At 59.9% G+C, this 20,148-nt stretch carries 20 protein-coding genes and 2 tRNA genes; 8 read left to right on the forward strand and 14 right to left on the reverse strand.

Going from position 1 to position 20,148, the window contains the following annotated elements; translation table 11 throughout:
- Positions 1-226: 226 nt before the first annotated feature.
- The gene (locus tag OKC31_RS02450) at positions 227-754 is read right to left on the reverse strand and encodes a metal-dependent hydrolase (RefSeq protein WP_270656184.1); all 528 of its coding nucleotides are present in this window, start codon (positions 752-754) and stop codon (positions 227-229) included.
- A gap of 345 nt (positions 755-1,099) precedes the next feature.
- Between OKC31_RS02450 and OKC31_RS02455 the strand changes: the two genes are divergently transcribed.
- The gene (locus OKC31_RS02455; protein ID WP_270656186.1) at positions 1,100-1,876 is read left to right on the forward strand and encodes a BPL-N domain-containing protein; all 777 of its coding nucleotides are present in this window, start codon (positions 1,100-1,102) and stop codon (positions 1,874-1,876) included.
- Positions 1,877-2,058: 182 nt separating this feature from the next.
- Here OKC31_RS02455 and OKC31_RS02460 read toward each other — a convergent pair whose 3' ends face one another.
- Positions 2,059-2,208, reverse strand: a complete 150-nt coding sequence (locus OKC31_RS02460) for a hypothetical protein (RefSeq protein ID WP_005338159.1) — start codon at positions 2,206-2,208, stop codon at positions 2,059-2,061.
- Between the two features lie 442 nt (positions 2,209-2,650).
- Here OKC31_RS02460 and OKC31_RS02465 point away from each other — a divergent pair, with 442 nt between their 5' ends.
- Complete coding sequence (locus tag OKC31_RS02465; protein ID WP_075115664.1) at positions 2,651-4,750, forward strand: hypothetical protein; 2,100 nt, start codon at positions 2,651-2,653, stop codon at positions 4,748-4,750.
- Between the two features lie 77 nt (positions 4,751-4,827).
- Here OKC31_RS02465 and OKC31_RS02470 read toward each other — a convergent pair whose 3' ends face one another.
- The 7 genes from OKC31_RS02470 to OKC31_RS02500 form a co-directional block, all read right to left on the reverse strand.
- A complete protein-coding gene (locus OKC31_RS02470; protein ID WP_021230483.1) occupies positions 4,828-6,036 on the reverse strand; it encodes a NupC/NupG family nucleoside CNT transporter in 1,209 nt (402 codons plus the stop codon).
- A 358-nt stretch (positions 6,037-6,394) separates the two neighbouring features.
- Positions 6,395-6,820 (reverse strand): glutaredoxin-dependent arsenate reductase, encoded by a 426-nt coding sequence (arsC, locus tag OKC31_RS02475; RefSeq protein ID WP_080741219.1) that lies wholly within the window; start codon positions 6,818-6,820, stop codon positions 6,395-6,397.
- Between the two features lie 75 nt (positions 6,821-6,895).
- A complete protein-coding gene (gene arsB / locus OKC31_RS02480; RefSeq protein WP_115522547.1) occupies positions 6,896-7,960 on the reverse strand; it encodes an ACR3 family arsenite efflux transporter in 1,065 nt (354 codons plus the stop codon).
- A gap of 109 nt (positions 7,961-8,069) precedes the next feature.
- Entirely contained in the window at positions 8,070-9,833 is a 1,764-nt protein-coding gene (arsA, locus tag OKC31_RS02485; RefSeq protein ID WP_270656187.1) for an arsenical pump-driving ATPase, read from the reverse strand.
- 27 nt (positions 9,834-9,860) lie between these two features.
- Complete coding sequence (gene arsD / locus OKC31_RS02490; protein WP_106842498.1) at positions 9,861-10,229, reverse strand: arsenite efflux transporter metallochaperone ArsD; 369 nt, start codon at positions 10,227-10,229, stop codon at positions 9,861-9,863.
- A 4-nt stretch (positions 10,230-10,233) separates the two neighbouring features.
- Positions 10,234-10,602, reverse strand: coding sequence for an ArsR/SmtB family transcription factor (locus tag OKC31_RS02495; protein ID WP_005338181.1), 369 nt, complete (start codon positions 10,600-10,602; stop codon positions 10,234-10,236).
- Between the two features lie 239 nt (positions 10,603-10,841).
- Positions 10,842-11,240 (reverse strand): META domain-containing protein, encoded by a 399-nt coding sequence (locus OKC31_RS02500; RefSeq protein ID WP_005338183.1) that lies wholly within the window; start codon positions 11,238-11,240, stop codon positions 10,842-10,844.
- 157 nt (positions 11,241-11,397) lie between these two features.
- Between OKC31_RS02500 and OKC31_RS02505 the strand changes: the two genes are divergently transcribed.
- A complete protein-coding gene (locus OKC31_RS02505; RefSeq protein WP_005350173.1) occupies positions 11,398-11,877 on the forward strand; it encodes a hypothetical protein in 480 nt (159 codons plus the stop codon).
- Between the two features lies 1 nt (position 11,878).
- Here OKC31_RS02505 and OKC31_RS02510 read toward each other — a convergent pair whose 3' ends face one another.
- Together OKC31_RS02510 and OKC31_RS02515 are read right to left on the reverse strand one after the other, a co-directional pair.
- The gene (locus OKC31_RS02510; RefSeq protein ID WP_005338188.1) at positions 11,879-12,358 is read right to left on the reverse strand and encodes a putative 4-hydroxy-4-methyl-2-oxoglutarate aldolase; all 480 of its coding nucleotides are present in this window, start codon (positions 12,356-12,358) and stop codon (positions 11,879-11,881) included.
- Between the two features lie 42 nt (positions 12,359-12,400).
- Positions 12,401-12,808, reverse strand: a complete 408-nt coding sequence (locus OKC31_RS02515; protein WP_270656189.1) for a DUF3293 domain-containing protein — start codon at positions 12,806-12,808, stop codon at positions 12,401-12,403.
- Positions 12,809-13,204: 396 nt separating this feature from the next.
- On the opposite strand from OKC31_RS02515, the gene arcA reads away from it, so the two are divergent.
- Positions 13,205-13,924, forward strand: a complete 720-nt coding sequence (gene arcA / locus OKC31_RS02520; protein ID WP_005338193.1) for a two-component system response regulator ArcA — start codon at positions 13,205-13,207, stop codon at positions 13,922-13,924.
- Between the two features lie 161 nt (positions 13,925-14,085).
- Here the strand turns inward: arcA and OKC31_RS02525 are convergent.
- Positions 14,086-14,160: transfer RNA gene (locus OKC31_RS02525), tRNA-Gly, on the reverse strand.
- 15 nt (positions 14,161-14,175) lie between these two features.
- A tRNA-Gly gene (locus OKC31_RS02530) sits at positions 14,176-14,249 on the reverse strand.
- A 201-nt stretch (positions 14,250-14,450) separates the two neighbouring features.
- Between OKC31_RS02530 and cydD the strand changes: the two genes are divergently transcribed.
- The 4 genes from cydD to OKC31_RS02550 all read left to right on the forward strand — a co-directional run bounded on the left by cydD (position 14,451) and on the right by OKC31_RS02550 (position 18,874).
- Positions 14,451-16,220 (forward strand): heme ABC transporter permease/ATP-binding protein CydD, encoded by a 1,770-nt coding sequence (cydD, locus tag OKC31_RS02535; RefSeq protein WP_270656190.1) that lies wholly within the window; start codon positions 14,451-14,453, stop codon positions 16,218-16,220.
- Positions 16,213-17,943 (forward strand): heme ABC transporter ATP-binding protein/permease CydC, encoded by a 1,731-nt coding sequence (cydC, locus tag OKC31_RS02540; protein WP_270656191.1) that lies wholly within the window; start codon positions 16,213-16,215, stop codon positions 17,941-17,943. Before cydD ends, cydC begins: the two co-directional genes overlap by 8 nt.
- A 163-nt stretch (positions 17,944-18,106) precedes the next feature.
- Positions 18,107-18,478, forward strand: coding sequence for an Rcs stress response system protein RcsF (gene rcsF / locus OKC31_RS02545; RefSeq protein WP_013723982.1), 372 nt, complete (start codon positions 18,107-18,109; stop codon positions 18,476-18,478).
- Between the two features lie 9 nt (positions 18,479-18,487).
- Positions 18,488-18,874, forward strand: a complete 387-nt coding sequence (locus OKC31_RS02550; RefSeq protein WP_270656192.1) for a DUF488 domain-containing protein — start codon at positions 18,488-18,490, stop codon at positions 18,872-18,874.
- Positions 18,875-19,033: 159 nt separating this feature from the next.
- Here OKC31_RS02550 and OKC31_RS02555 read toward each other — a convergent pair whose 3' ends face one another.
- A complete protein-coding gene (locus tag OKC31_RS02555; protein WP_270656193.1) occupies positions 19,034-20,032 on the reverse strand; it encodes an NAD-dependent epimerase/dehydratase family protein in 999 nt (332 codons plus the stop codon).
- Between the last annotated feature and the right edge of the window lie 116 nt (positions 20,033-20,148).

Genomic DNA, 20,148 nt, shown 5'->3' on the forward strand with positions numbered 1-20,148 from the left:
TAGGCCAGCTAGGCCGTTCAGAAGACGCAATCACGGTATATGACGAGCTAATCCAACGCTTTGGCACCAACAATGATCCCGCTCTGCAAAAGCTAGTTACTAAAGTAAAGGCACTACGCGACAAAGAGCCCAACTAATTAAAAACAATTAAGGCTGTAATCACGCATTACATGAGGTGCTCTAACACCTCATGTAAAAAATTTTGAGGGCAAATTGTAATAATCAACTATGTCAGGCAAACACTCACTGCCCCCCGCCAGCCCATCAACACCAGCATCAATACAGCCCCCGGCAGCCAGACCCAGTAGAGCTCGGAGAGGATCACCGCCTCACCTCGGGCGGTGAGATAGGCCTCCAGCTTGAAGGGGGCAACCCGGATCACCTGCCAGGGGGCGAAGAAACGCTCGTCACGCCACGGCCAGAGCCAGCCAACCCCCTTGCCGCCGGTAGTGAGGGAATCGAGCAGGCTGTGGGAGAGTAGCGAGGCCAGCAAAAACGACCAGACGGTGGCGGCACTGGCCCGAAATTGGCGGTGAAACAGCATGGCCAGTGTGGGCAACAGCAGTGAGTGGGTAAAGCCGCGGTGGCCAAAGACATGGCCGTAAGCGACCCCCAGTTTAAAGGCGAGCACATCGGCATCGGGCAGCATGGCGATGGCAACCCCTGCCAGCAGCAGGCGTGGCGGGATAATCCGGCTGCCAAGCCCCAGTCCAAGGCAGAGAGGTACGGCGGCGTGAGTGACTATGGTCGGCATAGAATAAAGCTCCAACTGAAAACGTGAGCCTACCCTACCCCCGCTCGGTGAAGTGAAGGTGAAGTGCGCCCTCTTATGTTGCTTGATTCCTCCCTCGAATCCTTATCCATCAGCCAGAAGAGGCGTCACACAGGAAGAAGTGAGACGGCTGTTGCACGCGCTCTGAAGCGGGGGCCGAAATCCTGTGGTTTGTCCCTCTGTATTGGCTCGTTCGTTGTGTGTCGAACGCAGGCCCAATCAGCGTTAGCGCATTAACTTGAAATGTTCATTTAACTGCGGCTGACATACAGAACGGGATCGTGATAAGTAGTCTCTTCGGTTCACATCACACGGACAGTGGCAGCGATGAATATATCAAAAGGCATCAGGCTGATTGCGAGCGTTATCAGCCTTTGGTTAGTGACTGGATGCATGGCAGAGGCCGCCTCTGCGCAGCCGCAGCAAGAGCCGTACGCGCTGATCTATAACGGGCCTGTTTCTGATGGGGATAGCACCAGAGCGATTGCGGATGTGGTCAGGCAGGTGGGGTTGCCGGTCAGGTATCTCTCCAATATCGAGGCGCTGCCTGCAGAGCTCGATAATGCCAGGGTGTTTATCGTTGGCGGCACTGAGGACGATGTTGAGCCGCTCCTCAACGCCTTCACCGCGGACGCTCGTTCGGCGTTAAAAACCTATTTGCAGAATGGTGGCCGCTACCTCGGGGTCTGTGGGGGGGCCTTTGTGGCATCCGCCGGCTGGTCTGAGGAGGAGGGCTTTGTGCCGGCGCTGGGCCTTGTCCCTGCCACATCCGATGATTATGACGGCGACTTTAGCGCCAGGATCTTCCCAATCACCTGGCTTGGCGAAGATCGCCAGATGTATTACCAGGCCGGCCCGCAATTTACGCCGGTGCCAAGCCCCGAGCAGGTCAAGGTCATCGCCCAGTTTCAAAACCATCAGATTGCCGCGCTGATCAGCTCATATGGCAAAGGCAAGGTGGCCGTTTCCGGGCCACACCCCGAAGCCCCCGAATCGTGGAAAGCGAACGCGGTGGACGGCGACAAGATGGAGTCGAATATTCATTTAGCAGTTGGATTCGTCAACGAGTTGCTCTCCGAAGAGCCCGTCACCCATTCGAAATAGTCGCGCCCCTACGCCCCTGGATGTGACCCCATTGCTCGGCCCGGAAGTCAGGCCATCCAATCGGCAGCAATCCATAAAAAAACCACCGACCTGCAAAAGGTCGGTGGTTTTTTTATCGGTGGTAGATAACGGGTAGCCGATACGAAATGTGCGCTACCTCAACTTTCGCCCGGGAGCGAGCACTACTCTTCCTGCTCCTCCGGTTGTCTCTCCTCACCCCGTATCTGTAGCAGCTCTTCGACCCTGGCTTGCCACTTGTCGTGGGCCTGTTTGCGCTCCTGCTGCATAAATGCTTCTCGCATGGTGTCGATTTTCTGGTCAAGTGTTTCCATCAGAGTGTCTCCTTGTGTGACCGCGTAAAGACTGGCTGACGGCGCGTTGGCCAACCTGCTCCCCTAATCTGACACCGCTAATGCCGTTACTGCCCAATCAAATAATCGATTGGAAGTACCAAAACCAATCTAAAAATTCTTTTTCATGCGAGCGCCACCACGCCAGCGCAAGGAAAACAGGCCGCTCAGAGCGGGATAATCCGGCACGCGGCCAACACGTTGTTGAGTGTGGTCGCCCCCTTTTCAGGGGAATGGGGCGCCATCACCCAATCAGCCCGGTAAGGGGTACCGGCAGATTTCCGGGGTGTTGCTGTGCCCATGATCACACAGTCACAACTCTCGCCCTCCTCTCACCGCGCCCCCGCTTTTTATCATCTAGAGTTAGCGGGCAGTCCAAAGCTGCTGATTTATATACATTCGCCGCCAAGAGGGATCTTTTTTCATGACCGAGCATATCGATCTGCTACCTATCAGCACGGATGATGAGCAGGACGCAGGCAACCGTTACCTCTACTACACCGAAGGGGATCTGGCCCGCATTCTCGCCAATCTGGAGCAGCTGCGCCACGCGGTGTTTCCGGCCGCCATCGGAGAGAGTGAAACGGGCGCCGCCGTGCCCCACAACTTTCCGTCCGTCTGTCTGGTGGGGCTGGGACGCTGCGGCTCCAACATCGCGCAGGATGTGGCCTCGCTGGTCTACAACGCCCGCAGCTTTTATCTCAATGAGTTCAACAGTGAAGAGCAACGCAAGCGGGAGAAGGAGTTTGGTCCGGTGAGCTGGATCCGGCGCAACCTGCGGCTGCCAAACAACGGGGCCCGGCCGGTCTTTCTGATCGAGCCCATGGTGATGCTGGGGGATCTGGACAAGGACATTGATGGCCGCATCCGTCACTCCAATCGCAGCGGCGAAGGTGGCTCCTTGCGTGATTACGCCAAGATGCGGGTGATGGACTTGTCGGAGATCCACGCGGGTGGCGCGGGTAACGCCCCCATCCTTGGCCAGTATCTGGCCAAGATCATCCTCAACAAGAGCCCCCACTACTTCGCCAACTCCGAGTGGCAGGCCATTCATACCTATCTGGTGGACTCCTGCGGTATCAAGGCCAACCAGTCCCGCCTCTATTTCTACATCTTCAGCGCCGGGGGCGGCACCGGCTCCGGCATGGCCTCCGAGTTCGGACTGGCCCAGCAGTACTCCTACATGAGCAAGACCTTTTCACCCCCGTCAGAAGAGGAGGAGCACCTCTCCCTCGGGGAGCACTTTATGTTCGATCCCATCTTCACCAGCGGCATCTGCATCCTGCCCAATATCTGTGATCGGGGTATCGAGATCTCGGAAGCGCTGCACATCAACGCGGGGCGCCTGCTGTGCAAGTATCTGGCCGAGGAGTGGGACTTCTCCTATCACTTCGACAACGAGCAGGCGTGCGATGCCAGCATGCTCAAGCGGATCAGACCCTGGAATGCCATGATGCTGATCTCCAACGACATCATGCGCTACGCCGAAGAGAGCGACGATGGCGAGATCCAGCATGTTGACGTCAACACCATGGAGAAGTACGCCAACCAGTACATCTCCCAGCAGATCTTCAACATTCTTACCGCCCAGGCCGTCACCACCGACTACGACGAGAACTACTTTCGCCGGGCGGGCATCGATATCAGCGAGACCATTCGACTCGATGCCAACGACCTCTTTATGAGTCTGGCGGGGCCGGTGGCGGTGGCGTATGCCGAGTCCATATCTCCCCCCGGCGGCCTGTTTGACAAGGAGGACGGGCTCAATGTGGATGATCTCTTCACCCGTTCCATCGAGCTGCCCCACTTCAACAAGATGACCCAGGCCATCGAGGGGATCAGTCTGCTGCCCATCGAGGCGGGCAACTATCGGGAGTATCTGGACGACTATGTGAAAAGTGGCCATGACCCGGCCCACCTCAACGAGCTGCACTTCTTCAAGAACTGCTCCTCTGTGGTGTCGATCATCTCCCTACCCAAGGAGTACAAGCTCTCCTATATGGATCTCAACCGGCTCAAGTCTCACCTCAACGGGCTCTTCCCCAATACCACCCTCAAGCGCTATGCGCTGGTCATAGGGGCGTCGGCCAACATCTCCCTCACCACCCTGATCGTCAAGAGCCCCTGCTTGAGCGATGACTTCCTGACCCTGATCGTGGCCTTTATCAAGCGCTGCTTTGCCAAGGATCACTATCGCTTCGATGAGCATCTGGACAAAGCGGTGATCGAGATGATCTGCAATGAGGAGTGGAACGATGCGCTGCTCGACAGCATGCTCAACGAGTTCGAGAACCCGGCCAAGATCCTCGATACCAACTGGTACGCCATCAAGCCCATGTATGAGAAGAAATATCGGGAGCTTATCCGCGAGAAAGAGAAGTTCGTCTCCATCAACGATATTCGCCTCAGCCGTGAATCGGTGAAAAAGGCGCTGCTCTATCTGCGAGAGATCTATCGCCACCGGGTCAGCAAGACCCGTATCCTCTCCCTCAACCCACGGCTGGGGGAAGCGAACGCTCGCTAGCCCCCTGCCCATAAAGCAAAGCGCCCGCCCCAGATGGGGCGGGCGCTTTTTTACTGGCGCAGCCTGGCTTTATCTCATCAGAGGGAGACAAAGATCCCGGCCAGGGTGGCGCTCATCAGGTTGGCCAGGGTCGCCGCCAGCACCGCCTTGAAGCCCATATTGGCCACATCGTGACGACGCTCCGGTGCCATGGTACCGATGGAGCCGAGCTGCACCGCAATGGAGCCCAGATTGGCGAAACCACAGAGGGCGAAGGTGATGATGATCTGGGTGTGGGCACTCAGGTCAGCCTTGATATTGGCAAAGTCCAGATAGGCGACAAACTCGTTCATGATCACCTTCTGACCGATCAGGGAGCCTGCCGCCATCATCTCGCTGGCGGGCACACCAATTAGCCAGGCCACCGGGGCAAACAGATAACCCAGCAGCTGCTGCAGGGAGAGATCGGCCCAGCCAAACCACTCGCCGACGGTGGTGAGACCGGCGTTGATCATGGTGATGACGCTGACAAAGGCGAGCAGGATGGTGCCGATGGCCACGGCGATCTTCATGCCGCCCATGGCGCCGCCCGCCAGCGCATCGATGGCATTGCTGTAGTCACTCTTGTCGAGGGTGATCTCGGTCTGATCGCTCACCTGCTGCTGCTCCGGCACCAGCAGTTTGGCCATCAGCAGGCCACCCGGCGCCGCCATAAAGGAGGCGGCAATGAGGTATTTCAGATCCACCCCCAGACCGGCGTAACCGCCCAGCACCGAGCCCGCCACCGAAGCCATGCCACAGGTCATCACCGCAAAGAGTTCGGAGCGGGTCATACCGGCGAGGAAGGGACGAATAAGCAGCGGCGACTCCCCTTGCGACAGGAAGATATTGCCGGTGGCCACCAGTGATTCGGCGCGGCTGGTGCCAAGCAGACGGTGAATGGCACCGCCCAGCACCCGGATCACCCACTGCATGATGCCGAAGTGGTAGAGCACGGCGATCAGCGCGCTGATAAAGATCACCAGCGGCAGCACCCGCACGGCGAAGATAAAGCCATTGCTGGCCAGATCGCCAAACACGAAACGGATGCCGCTGTCGGCGAAGCCGAGCAGGGCGGAGACGCCATTGCTCATGGCACCGAGCATGATTTGTCCGGGGGGGAAATAGAGCACCAGGGCAGCAAAACCGGTTTGCAGGGCGAGCGCACCCAGCACGGTTCGCCAGCGGATGGCTCGGCGGTTTTCACTCGCCAACCAGGCGATAAACATCAGGGCCAGCATACCGACCAGACTCAATAACAGTGTCATCTTGCACCTATGAAGAGAGGAGTTTCATATGGCAAGTCTGCAGACAGGTGTCGCGGGCGATCCGGCGGGAGAGGTGCCGACCCACGCGACACGCAGACCACAAACCTACAGGTTAGTGGCGGGTCCCATCCTGGGGTCATTCACGTTCCGGGTGACAGCATGTATCGGGTGACGCCAGCGCCGTCGCAGGGGGAGATGCGGCCGGGTGGCAGGTCGGGCGGCGATGGTACAGTGATCATCGTCACAGAAAAAGCGGTAAAACGATTGGCCGGAATAACTTTTTCAACTTGTTCACAGAACGAAACAGGACCAGCGTGAAGCTGGCCCTGTTTCAATCCGTACTTGAGCACTCAGATGATTACTTGAGGCGCTTGCCGCTCGCGTCCACCACCTGCTCGCCATCTTCCTTGGCGAAGGCCCCTTTTTGCTGATCGGGCAGAATATCGAGCACCACTTCCGACGGACGGCACAGTTTGGTACCGAGGGGGGTGACTACGATAGGCCGGTTGATGAGGATAGGGTGGGCCAGCATGGCATCGATCAGTTCATCATCGCTGAAACGATCTTCCGCCAGACCGAGCGCCTCGTAGGGGGGGACGTTCTTGCGCAGCAGATCGCGCACCGGCATGTCCATGGCGGCGATCAGCGCCACCAGCTGGTCGCGTGAGGGGGGCGTCTCCAGATAGTGGATGACAGTGGGCTCCACGCCGCTGTTGCGGATCAGCTCCAGGGTGTTGCGGGAGGTACCACATTCCGGGTTGTGATAGATGGTGATTGCACTCATTTGCGTGTCTCTCATTAATCAAGTGAATAGAAAATCGATAGCATCAGTTCGCGGCCAGCTGTTAGCGGCCATCAGTTAACGGCTCAGCCCCGCTTCGTACCAGGGTTTGCTGGCGTTAACCACCCGCACCACCAGCAGCATGACCGGCACCTCGATCAGCACCCCGACCACGGTGGCGAGCGCCGCGCCGGAGTGAAAGCCGAACAGGCTGATGGCGGCGGCCACCGCCAGTTCGAAGAAGTTGGAGGCGCCGATCAGGGCGGAAGGACAGGCAACCGAGTGCTTCTCCCCCACCTTGCGATTAAGCCAGTAAGCCAATCCCGAGTTGAACAGCACCTGGATCAGGATCGGCACCGCCAACAGGGCGATAACCAGCGGCTGCTCAATGATGGCGTTGCCTTGAAAGGCGAACAGCAGCACCAGAGTGAGCAGCAAGGCCGCCACCGACCAGGGCTGGATGCGGGCCATGACGCCGTCAAAATGGGCCTCTCCCTTTTTCAGCAAAGCCTTGCGCAACAGCTGGGCGATGATGACCGGGATGACGATATAGAGCACCACAGAGGTGAGCAGGGTATCCCACGGCACTATGATGCTGGAGACTCCGAGCAGCAGCGCCACCAGCGGGGCGAAGGCAAACACCATGATGAGGTCGTTCACCGCCACCTGCGACAGGGTGAAGTAGGGATCGCCGTTGGTGAGGCGGCTCCAGACAAACACCATGGCGGTGCAGGGGGCCGCAGCCAGCAGGATCAGCCCCGCTACGTAACTGTCGAGTTGATCCGCCGGCAGCCAGTCGGCAAACAGCACGCGGATAAAGAGCCAACCGAGGAAGGCCATGGAGAAGGGCTTGACCAGCCAGTTGATAAAGAGGGTGACCCCAATCCCCTTGAGATGCCCCTTCACCTGATGCAGGGCGCCAAAATCGATCTTGAGCAGCATGGGGATGATCATCACCCAGATCAGCAGCCCCACAGGCAGGTTGACCTTGGCTACCTCCATGGCACCGATCGCCTTGAAGAGATCCGGCAAACCCTGCCCGAGCCCAATCCCCACCAGAATGCAGAGGGCGACCCAGGCGGTCAGATAACGTTCAAAAAAGCCGATGGCAGGCACGGCCTTGGCATCACATGTTGCAGACATCACAGCTCCCGATGCGGCGCAATCCCGCATCTTCTATTGGTTCAACACACGGGTTTATAACAAGTAACGGCATATTCAAGCCGCCCCGGCAGCCGGCCGGGGTGGCGACTCAATGGTGCTGGCAGAGGCGGCGCAGGGCATCGGGCCCTACCGGCTCCTCGGCAAGCAGCGGCACCACGGCGTAGCGGCTGGCGTGTTGCTGCTCGACCGCTTCGATATGGGGCAACTGGCGCTCGGCCCGCAGTTGCAGCAGCGGCGAGCTGACCGCAGCTTGCTGCAAGCTGTGGTTGATGAGCCAGCCCCAAGGCTCGATGCCAGCCCGGCGCAGATCGGATTGCAGATTGGCAGCCTCCTGCACTGGCGTCGGCTCGGGCAGCGTCACAATCAGCACCTTGGTCTGCTTGGGGTCCTGCAACTGCATCATGGGGGTGGTGAAGTGCAGCCCCTTGTTTCCCATCTGGCGAGCGATCTCCCTGTGGTAGGCGCCGGTGGCGTCGAGCAGCAGCAGGGTGTGGCCGGTGGGGGCAGTATCCATCACCACAAAGTGCTTGCCCGCCTCGCGAATAATGCGCGAGAAGGCCTGAAACACGGCGATCTCCTCGGTACAGGGGGAGCGCAAGTCCTCCTCCAGCAGTGCCCGCCCCTGCTCGTCCAGGGCCGCCCCCTTGGTGGCCAGCACCTGGGCGCGGTAACGCTCGGTCTCGGCGTGGGGGTCGATGCGGCTCACCTCCAGATGGGGCAGACTAGCTGCCAGCGTCTCGCTCAGGTGCGCGGCGGGATCCGAGGTGGTGAGGTGCACCGGCAGGCCGCGGCTCGCCAGCTCCACCGCCACGGCGGCCGCCAGCGTGGTTTTGCCTACCCCGCCCTTGCCCATCAGCATGATGAGGCCGTGACCGTCGGCGGCCAGCTCGTCCACCAGCGAACTCAACTCGGGCTGGGCTGGCAGATGAGCTGACGTTGCCAGTGATACCTGCCCACCAGCATCCTGTGGTTGCAGCAGCTGGCGCAAACTGTCGAGCCCCACCAGATTGGTGGCCAGCAGCGGGATATGATCCTGCGCCAGCCCCTTTATCCCCTGCGGCATCTGTACAAGAGCCTGTTGCTCACGCTGCCAGAGCGCCATTGCCAGCGGATCTCCGGCAATGGCGCCTTCGGGGAAGAGGCCATTGATCACCAGTTGCTGATTCAACAAGCCGATGGCGGCCAGCTCCTCGTGGGTGCGGGCCACTTCCCGCAGAGTAGATTGCTGGGCGCGCGCCACCAGCACCAAGCGGGTGCGAGTGGCATCTGCCAGGGCGGCGACCGCCTCGCCATACTGGCTGCGTTGCTTCTCCAGCCCCGCCAACGGGCCAAGGCAGGAGGCATCCCCCTTGCCTTGCTCCAGAAATTCGCTCCAGGCGCCCGGCAGTTGCAGCAGCCGGATGGTGTGACCGGTTGGAGCCGTATCAAAGACGATATGGTCATACTCGGCCAGCAGTGTTTGGTCGGTCAGCAGCGCGGTGAATTCGTCAAAGGCGGCAATCTCGGTGGTGCAGGCGCCGGAGAGCTGCTCCTCGATGCTGCGCACCACGCTCTCGGGCAACTTGCCGCGCACCGGCCCGACGATCCGCTCCCGATAGGCTTTGGCCGCCGCGGGGGGATCTATCTCCAGCGCCGACAAACCGGGCACAGCGGCGATGGTGGTGACGCGATTGCCGATCTCGGTGGCAAACACCTGCCCCACGTTGGAGGCAGGATCTGTGCTCACCAGCAGCACCCGCTTGCCAATATCGCAGAGAGCCACCGCACTGGCGCAGGCCAGCGAGGTCTTGCCCACCCCGCCCTTGCCGGTGAAAAAGAGAAACGGCGGTGGATTGGTCAGAAAATGATACATAGCCTCTCCTGAATGGTGCGTCGCGACTCAGCAGCAACCGCTGCCAGAGCAGCAGCCACCCTTGACGATCCCCTTGATAGCCGCTTGCGGCGCAGGCAGCCCGGCATAACGGGCCAGCTCGCTGCGGTTCGGATAACGGCCGGTCAACACCACCTGCCCTTCCACCAGCACCAGTGGCAATCCCTCCTCCCCGGCGTGGGTCAGAAAAGCGCTGACGGCAGGTGTCTCGGCAAATTGCATCGGCTGCTGGGCCAAATTGAAACGCTCGATGGCAACGCCCTGCTCCTTGGCCCAGGCAAGGTCGGCTGCGAAGGTGACCAGAGCCTGATCAACCTCGGTACCGCAGACCCCGCTGGAGCAGCAGAGGGCGGGATCAAAAATCTGAATGGAGGACATGGCATTACTCCTTGTTGCAGCAGGGCTGCGCAGGCAGAACATGAGGGGAGCAGGCTGACTCGGCACGCATCACGCCGCACGCCTCGGGATGACCGGCACAGCACTCCTCGGTGAGGTAGGCGATCACATCCAGCATCAGGGGAATATTGGCGCGGTAGCGCAGAAAGCGCCCCTCCTGCTCCACCGACAGCAGACCGGTGTTGAGCATCGCCTTGAGGTGAAACGAGAGGGTATTGGGGGCAATATCGAGCTCGCTGGCCAGTTCACCGGCGACTCGCCCCTCCAGCCCGGCCTTCACCAGCAGCCGCCATACATCGAGCCGGATGCCGGATGCCAGCGATTCAAAGACCTTGGTGGCCATCTCTTTGTTCATCTTCACTCCCCTTGGTGTGACCTTTCATTTCAACTATACAAGAATCATTGAAATGATCAAGATACGTACCGAAGCGAAGATACGAGGTTCTGGTATCAAACCGGGCTGACTGGAGAATCGACGAGTGAACAACAGTAGCGGACGACCACGCAGGGTTCGTCGCAGATAAACAGACGCCCTCCAGAGGGAGGGCGTATCAGACAGTCAGAGCTGTCGGGGCAATCAGACGAACGCGTCCCTTATTTGGTAGCAGGCACTGCGTTAAAGGTGAGCAGGGCCGCCTTGTTGGCATCGCTCAGAGTCAGCTGGTTGCCGTTGATGGAGTAGGTTGCCACCTTCTCCAGCTTTTGCAGGAACTCGGTCTCTTTGTTCATGGCGTCGCCGATGCACATCATGCGAGTGGAGCCCATGGCGCCCAGCGTCAAGACACCGTCACCCTGCTTGGTGATACCGCCAAAATAGCGGTTGCAGCCGCCCTTGCCCGCCACCTTGCCGTCGACCACTTGCAGGGTGAAGGTATCGCCGGTGGCGCCTTGCAGCTGCCAGCTGGATGCTTGCAGTTGAGCCATGCTGGAACCTGTTGCCATTGCGCAGCCTCCCAGTGCCAGCGCGGCCAGCAGAGTCAGTTTCTTGTTCATGGATTCACCTCTTAATGATTAGAGCCATCAATACGGCAGCCTGTTTATCATGGCTGGCGCCCATGCCAAAGGATTTTATTGTGATCTCCCTTCACTTTACTACCAGCTGGCATGTGCCATGCTTAGGCTCAGTTCCGGACCCAGGGAGGGGAAACGAATGGTCAAATCTCTCATCATCACACTGCTTGCAACCTGCGCCAGCATGGCCGTACAGGCCGCCGACTGGGCAGTGGTTCAGCCGCAATCCAACCCGTCTCTCTATGTCAAAAGTTACTCGGGTGTGCTGCTCAATGGCCATAGCCATCACAGCGACAGTTTTGATCTCTGGCTGGTCAATAGCGGCTATCAATATCCGGTGGTGGATGATGTGACCCTCTTTATGGAAGCAGGCCCGGCGGTGGCGGATCAAAATCGCACATCCGGTTTCAATATGAGTTCGGGGGTACGCTACCAGCTCTCTCCGGCATTCAATATCGGCAGCCAGATCAAGCATCTTGATCTCAACAAGGCCAGCACCCTGCTGGAGCTCAACTCCAGCCTGCTGCTGACCCCCAGACTCTCCCTCACCGCCAACTACGGCGTCAGCGCCATCACTGCCGATCAGGCACTGAGCCTGGGGGTCGGTTTCAACTTCTGAATCAGATCAGCGGCGTGGCACTCACCACCACGCCGTTGCGATCCGCATAGACGTAATCCCCTTCGTGGATGGTCACACCGGCAAAGCTGACCACGGCCCCCAGCTCTCCCAATCCCCGCTTCTCGGTCTTGACCGGACAGGCCGCCAGCGCCTTGACCCCGAGCGCCAGTGTCGCCAGGGTGCCCACATCCCGCGCCGCGCCGTGGATCAGGATCCCCTCCCACCCCTGCTCCACCGCCTTGACCGCCAGTTGATCGCCAAGCAGCGCACGGCGCAGCGAGCCGCCACCGTCGATCACCATCACCTTGCCGTGACCGGGGCGGGTCACCAGATCCCGCACCAGACTGTTGTCTTCATAACAGGAGAGCGTTACGGCGCGACCATAAAAGAGGGCCTTGCCGCCAAAATCCTGAAACACCGGGTCGGCCACTTGCAGCAAGTCGCCATGTTGATCGCAGAGGTCGGGCAGGAGATCCAGCATGATTTGATTCCTTTCAGATACATGAAGGTGTTCATTCTTTCATCAGGCAAGGTTTCTGGCAATCCAGAAGGATTCAATATTGCCCAGATAAACTGCTGATTTATCCATCAATACTGGTGTCAGCCAAAGCTGGCCATCCTCCACCCAGTAGATGGCGTTCTGGCCAAAACGAACAGCCAGCTGACGGGCTTGTGGCAGGGATAGCGCCACCGCCAGCGATGACTCCTGCCAGCGTTCGTCCGGGTCAGATCCCCAAAACGGCCCCACCACGGGCACCTGCAAATCCACGATCAGATGGCGCCACAGCGCCCGTTCCCGCCGCATATTGCGTCGTTGTGTGACCCACTGGCTGGCCGGATTCCAGGCTGTGATGATGGCAAAGGCAGACCAGTCTGGTGGCTCAAATGGCGCGATAAAGCAGATTTTCTTGTAGTTTTCCCACAAATTCATGTCAATCACATGTTACATTCCATTACATTTTGTAGGGGCGAAAACCCGGTTCAGGCCAAGTATGATGCTGCTGTACCAGGGTTTGACCTATATCAAATCAGAGTTAAAAAGTTGCTATCTGACGGCAAAGAGTGTTGTTATGCTCCTGTTAACTGATAAAATGCGGCCACTTTCGTAATGGACGACCTTTCCAGGCTCTGCTCGACCAGACTTGTCGGGAACCTATAAGTGGCACAGGGATACTTGCCGGTACTGATGCCTAATTCGCGATATTCCGACCTGACTCTCATACCCAGGATGACGTAATAAATTTTCAGGATCAGTCAGGAAATCGGTTTGAAACGCCAAAGAGTGTTAAATTTAAGATAATTAACTGATAAGAATCTGGGAATACTCATGCAAACACCACACATTCTGATCGTCGAAGACGAGCTGGTCACACGCAATACCCTGAAAAGCATTTTTGAAGCCGAAGGCTACATCGTGCTCGAAGCCAACAACGGCGACGAAATGCACCAGGCCCTCACTTCCCACACCATCAATCTGGTGATCATGGACATCAACCTGCCGGGCAAGAACGGCCTGCTGCTGGCCCGTGAGCTGCGTGAGAACGACAACATCGCCCTGATGTTCCTGACCGGTCGTGACAACGAAGTGGACAAGATCCTGGGTCTGGAGATCGGCGCCGATGATTACATCACCAAGCCGTTCAACCCGCGCGAGCTGACTATCCGTGCCCGCAACCTGCTGAGCCGCACCATGAACGTGGCAGCCGGTGGCGAAGAGAAGAAGCTGGTTGAGCGCTACCTGTTCAACGGCTGGGCGCTGGATATCAACAGCCGCGCACTGGTCAGCCCGACTGGCGACATGTTCAAGCTGCCGCGCTCCGAGTTCCGCGCCATGCTGCACTTCTGCGAAAACCCGGGCCAGATCCAGACCCGTGCCGAGCTGCTGAAGAAGATGACCGGCCGTGAGCTCAAGCCCCACGACCGTACCGTCGATGTGACCATCCGTCGCATTCGCAAGCACTTCGAAAGCGTCAACGATACTCCGGAGATCATCGCCACCATCCACGGCGAAGGCTACCGTTTCTGTGGTGAGCTGGAGCAGGAATAAGCTCCCGCTACGCTGTTGATCTGAAAAGGCGCCTCGGGCGCCTTTTCTGTCTCTGCGGTTTGCCTTAAAGCTGAGAAACGGTGAGCGTGACGTCGAACGGCGCACAGGATAGATGAAAAACAAAAAGCCCACTCGCAGGAGTGGGCTTTTTGTTTTGAAGCTGGAGCGGGCAGCGGGAATCGAACCCGCATCATCAGCTTGGAAGGCTGAGGTAATAGCCATTATACGATGCCCGCTTGGCATCTGAAATTTGGAGCGGGTGATGGGAATCGAACCCACGTATGCAGCTTGGGAAGCTACCGTTCTACCATTGAACTACACCCGCGTCAGGGCTCCTACTATATGCATTTTGCCGCCGAGCGCAATGGCGCCTTTGCCACTTTTTTCAATAAATCAATCTGTTCGGACAAGGATTGAACAGACGGTTGCTTTTTCAATCAAACATTTTCAACACAGATAATTTACAAGGTTGCCAAGGCCAAACGGCAAGGATAGTCTTGCGCCACTCGACGCGAGGATGGTGGTAATGGATAAAAAAACGCAAAAACGTCTCTATGGCTGGTTGCGCAAGCAATCGAGTCACGGTCGCCGCTGGATCACGATATCCATCGCTTTTGGCCTTGGCCAGGGCATTCTGATGGTGGCGCAAGCCTGGCTGCTGGCGACCCTGTTGCACGGCTTTATCATCGAAGGCTCAACGCCTGAGCAATCCATCACGCTCTTTATTACCCTGCTGCTGGTGACGCTTGGCAAAGCGGCGCTGGCCTATGGCCGGGAAGTGGCCAGTTTCAAGGCGGGCAGCGCGGTGCGCCAGACCATCCGCCAGCTGGTGCTCACTCGCTTGAGTCGTCTCGGCCCTGCCTATATTCAGCGCCGTCCGGCCGGTAGCTGGGCCAGCCTGCTGCTGGAACAGATTGAAAACATGCAGGATTTCTTCTCCCGCTATCTGCCACAGATGGCCATCGCCGTCTTTATTCCGGTGGTCATTCTGGTGGCCGTGTTCCCGGTCAACTGGGCGGCAGGTCTGATCCTGCTGGGCACTGCCCCCCTCATCCCCATCTTTATGATCCTGGTCGGTGTGGGCGCCGCCGATGCCAACCGCCGCAATTTTCAGGCGCTGGCCCGTCTCTCCGGCCACTTCCTCGATCGCCTGAAGGGGCTGCGTACCCTGCAACTCTTTATGCGTACCCAGGCAGAAGGTGACGCTATTCGCGACGCCTCGGAAGATTTTCGCGAGCGCACCATGGAAGTGCTGCGCCTGGCGTTTTTGAGCACCGCCGTGCTGGAGTTCTTCGCCGCCATTTCAGTCGCGCTGGTCGCCGTCTACTTCGGCTTCTCTTATATCGACCATCTGAACTTTGGTAGCTATGGGGTCAAGGTCACCCTCTTTACCGGTCTGTTCGTGCTGTTTCTCGCCCCCGAGTTCTACGCCCCGCTGCGGGAACTGGGTGCCCACTACCACGCCAAGGCGCAGGCTATCGGCGCTGCCGAGCAGCTGCTTGAATTTCTAGAAGCCGAGGTGAGCGAACCGGCCGCAGGCACGGCGCCGTTCCATGCCGACAGCCCGGTCAAGATAGAAGCAAAAGGCCTTGAAGTGCTGAGCGCCGAGGGCAAGGTGCTGGTCGGCCCCATCGACTTCACCCTGGAAGCCGGTTCACGTACCGCCCTCATCGGCGTCAGCGGCGCAGGCAAGAGCTCGCTGGTCAATGCCCTGCTCGGCTTTGCCCCCTATCGCGGTGAGCTCAAGGTCAACGGGCAGGAGCTTGCCACCCTCGACATGAGCCAGTGGCGCCTGCAACTGGGCTGGCTCTCGCAAAACCCGCAGCTGTTCCACGCCTCCTTGCGCGACAACCTGCTGCTGGCCAAACCAACGGCCAGCGATGCCGAGCTGGAAGATGCCCTGAAACGGGCGCAGGCGTGGGAATTTGCCATGGAGAAGGGGCTCGACTATCCGGTCGGCGATCAGGCCGGCGGCCTCTCGGTCGGTCAGGCCCAGCGTCTCGCCCTGGCGCGCACCCTGCTCAAATCGACCCAGCTGATGGTGCTCGATGAGCCGACCGCCAGTCTGGATCGCCACTCCGAACGCGCCATCATGACCACCCTCGAGCAGGCGATGGCTGGCCAGACCCTGCTGATGATCACCCACCGCCTCGACCAGCTTACCAAGATGGACAAGATAATGGTGCTGGCCCGCGGCCAGCTGGTGGAGCAAGGCAGCTTCCAGCAACTTAGTTCTGGGCAGGGACCTTTTGCCCGCCTGCTCTCCCAACGTTCCGGAGGTTCTCTCGATGAGTGATCTGTTGCCGTTTCTGCGCCTCTATCGCCAACACTGGCTCAGCCTCACCATTGGTTTGCTGCTGGCGCTGGTGACCCTGGCCGCCGGCATGGGGCTGCTCTCCCTCTCCGGCTGGTTCCTCTCCGCCGCCGCCGTGGCGGGAATGACAGTTGCGACGACCCATGCCTTTAACTACATGACCCCCGCGGGCGGGGTGCGCTTCTTCTCCATCGTCCGCACAGCCGGTCGCTGGGGTGAGCGGGTAGTGAGCCACGACGCCACCTTCAGGGTACTGACCCGACTACGGGTCTGGTTCTGGCAGAAACTCTCGCCGCTCTCCACCGGTACTCTGGCCGGTTTCCGTCAGGCGGATCTGCTCAACCGGCTGGTGGCCGACATCGATGCGATGGACCACGTCTATCTGCGGCTGATCACCCCCATAGGCGCGGCCCTGCTCAGCACCGCCGGACTGGTCTTCTTCCTGTCGTTTTTCGACAGTCGCCTCGCCCTCACCCTGGGTGCCATTCTGCTGTTTGGCATGATTGCCCTGCCGCTGGTGTTCTACTTCCTCGGCCGTCGCCCCGGTCAGGCGCTGATTGCCGAAAAATCGACCTTGCGCACCCGGATGGTGGACTATCTGGATGGTCAGGCCGAACTGCAGATGTTTGCCGCCGCCCCCAAGGCGCTGGTTGAGCTGCAACAAGCCGAACAGGCGCTGGTCGTCGCGCAGGCCCGGATGGCCAAGGTGAGCGGGCTGGCCAACTTCTCGGTGCAACTACTGAGCGGCTGGACCCTGACCCTGATGCTCTGGCTGGCCGGTCATGGGGTAGCGGGTGCTGCGCCCGACCCCATCACAGCACTGATGGTCTTTGCCACCCTGGCAAGCTTCGAGGCACTGATGCCGCTGGCGGGGGCTTTCCAGCACCTCTCCACCAGCCTCACCTCGGCACGCCGCCTGAACGAGATCCTGCAAGAGGCAAAAGCCCCCGCGTGGGGCGACGAACAGACCCATGCCACCGTTGGTTCGCTGCAGATCAATGACCTCTATTTTGGCTACCCCGGCAACCCTCAGCCGGTGCTGCGTGGCTGCACCCTGCAGCTGCACGCCGGTGAGAAGCTGGCGCTGCTGGGCCAGACCGGCTGCGGCAAATCGACCCTGATGGGGCTGCTGACCCGGGAGTGGAGCCCGCAAGCAGGCAAGATCCTGCTGGGTGGCAAGCCGCTCACCGACTACAGCGAAGGGGCGCTGCGCGCCTCCATCTCAGTGGTGAGCCAGCGGGTGCATCTGTTTGCCGATACCCTGCGGGGCAACCTCAAACTGGCCGCCCCGACCGCCACTGACGAGCAGTTGATTGCGGTACTGACCCAGGTCGGACTGGCCAATCTGCTGGAAGATGAGGCGGGCCTCGACGCCTGGCTCGGTGACGGCGGCCGCCCCCTCTCCGGTGGTGAGCGTCGCCGTATCGGCATCGCCCGCGCCCTGCTGCACGATGCGCCGCTCTGGCTGCTGGACGAACCGACCGAAGGGCTCGACGGTCAGACCGAGCGGGAGATCATGGATCTGCTGTTCAAGCTTGGGGCAGATCGCACCTTGCTGCTCATCTCCCACCGCCTGCTGGGGATGGAGCAGATGGACCGGATTGCCCTGATGGAAGAGGGACAGATCCGCCTCTGCGCCCCTCACAACGAGCTGCTGGCGGATGATTACTACCGCAGCCTCTATCAGCGACTGGCTCCGGTTTGATATCAGCCTGATGGGGCTCACCCCCTGACAACCGGGCGCAAAACGGGGCTGGTCGCCGCAGGCGGCTGGCCCCTATAATGTCCCCCTCATTATTCAACAAGATGCCGACATGGAGCGCCTGCGCATTTCTACTGTCCTCATCACCGACACAAGATACGAGACGATGAAACGCCTGATCCTGATGATGCCCCTGATTGCCTCCGGCTGTGCCAACTACGCCTTCAACAGCAATCTGGATAAAGAGAACTTCGACGAATACTTCAAACCCGGTAGCGTGCGCATCTATGAACAGGATGAGCTGGCTGACCTCAACTACCTCTACCTCGGCACCATCGAGGGTGAATCCTGCCAGGCCGATGCCAACCAGCCGGTGCCCAACGCCGGTGAAGCGCGCACCCTGGCCCGCCGCCGCGCAGCCGACATGGGCGGCAACGGCGTCACCATCGACAAATGCGCCGAATTCAGCGACACCCCGGGCTGCCTGAAACAGGTGATCTGCTACGGGCAGGCGCTGAAAGTGGCCGAAGAGAAGTAACTCGCTGTCATGGCCCTCGCCATCGTTCGCCTTGGCAGCCCGCGCCTGCCCGATGAGGGGCTGCGGATCGGCACGGTGCGCCGCCCGCCCCGCGGCGTACCCAAGAGCGAATTTGCCAGCCAGAACTGGTATGACGTCTGGTTTCCCAACCTTGCTCCCAGCAGCGATACCATGAAGCTGGGGCAGGCAGCCGAGACACCCGCCCAGTGGGCGGCGTTTGGCAAACAGTACAAGGCCGAGATGGCGCAACCTGCCGCCAGGCACGATCTGGCGCTGCTGGCCGCCCTCTTCCACACCACCAATCTGTCGGTCGGTTGCTACTGCGAGCAGGAGTCCCGCTGCCATCGCACCATCTTGAAAGAGCTGCTGATAGCCGCGGGGGCCGCCATTCGCTAACTCGGTGAGCGACAGCGATGTGATGGGGAATCGCGTCAGCCTGTATTCGGCAACCATCAGACATGGATAGACAGATAGGGCATCCCGCGGGATGCCCTCTCTCGTTGTGTTCGCGCTATCGCAGCAATTTTCGGCAGCAGCGGCTCGATGCCCCCTCTCCTATTGCAGACTGGGCTCCAGCAACTGCTGCCGCAGCGAGGTCTCCTCGGCCTGAGTCATGGCATTCGCCGCTACCCCGGCGGCAGGCTCGATGGCCAGCCAATTGGCAAGGTCGGCGGCGGTCTCCTCCAGCGGCCGGAAGTTCAACCCGTGGACGATGGCCGCCTCGGCGCTTATAGAGCCGTAACCGGCAAACTCCGCCTGCGCGCAGGGCAGCAGGGTGGGATAGCTCTGCCAGGGCTCGATTCCGGCTGCCATCAGGGTGGACCAGGGCAACCACTCGGGCTGGATGGGGCGGGCGGGCTGCAACCGGGCGCTCAACCGCTCCAGCCAGTCGCAGAGGGTAATGCCGGGTTTGAGCAGGTTGAAGATGCCCGATAGCTGCTGCTCGGCCGCACGCAACACAAACTCGGCACAGTCGCGCACATCGAGATACTGCAAGCGATCCTCGCCACTGCCCGGCAGCAACCAGGGCCCGCCCTGCTGCACCCGCTTAATCCACCAGGCCATGCGCCCGGTAGGATCATGGGGGCCGCACAACACGCCCGGGCGCAGGATGCAAAGCCGCTCACCCCAGCGGGCGCGATACTCCTGCTCGCACAACACCTTGAGCGGGCCATAGTCAGTGGGCATTTCACCTTCGGGGATAGCATGCAGCGGCGCCGACTCATCCATCCCGGGCATTGAGAAATCGCGATAGACGCTGATGGTGGAGATAAAGATCAGCCGCGCGCAGCACCCGAGCAAAGCTGCCGAGAGGCTCGCAGCCTGCTCGGGGCGATAGCAGCAGGTATCGATGACGAGATCCCACTGCAACCCGGCCCCTTGCAGGGCGCTCAGGCTCTTGTCCCTGTCGCCGGTGAGCTGCACCAGATCGCGCCAGTCTGGATGCTGGTGCAGGCCGCGATTGAACAGAGTCACTTCATGGCCCCAATCCAGCGCCAGCGCGGTGAGGTGACGCCCCAAAAAGCCGGTGCCACCGATAATCAGCAGTTTCATCCCTCTCCCTCCCCCTTCGGCGCGAGTGCGCACATTTCATCCTGACACGCCTGTTGCCTCCACCCTACGCAACTTGGTGCGCGGGCACAGCCCCCGACTGGCCGGGATGGGACAGG

The sequence above is a fragment of the Aeromonas sp. Y293-4 genome (genome assembly GCF_027705905.1).
GTDB classification, from domain to species: Bacteria; Pseudomonadota; Gammaproteobacteria; order Enterobacterales; family Aeromonadaceae; genus Aeromonas; species Aeromonas veronii.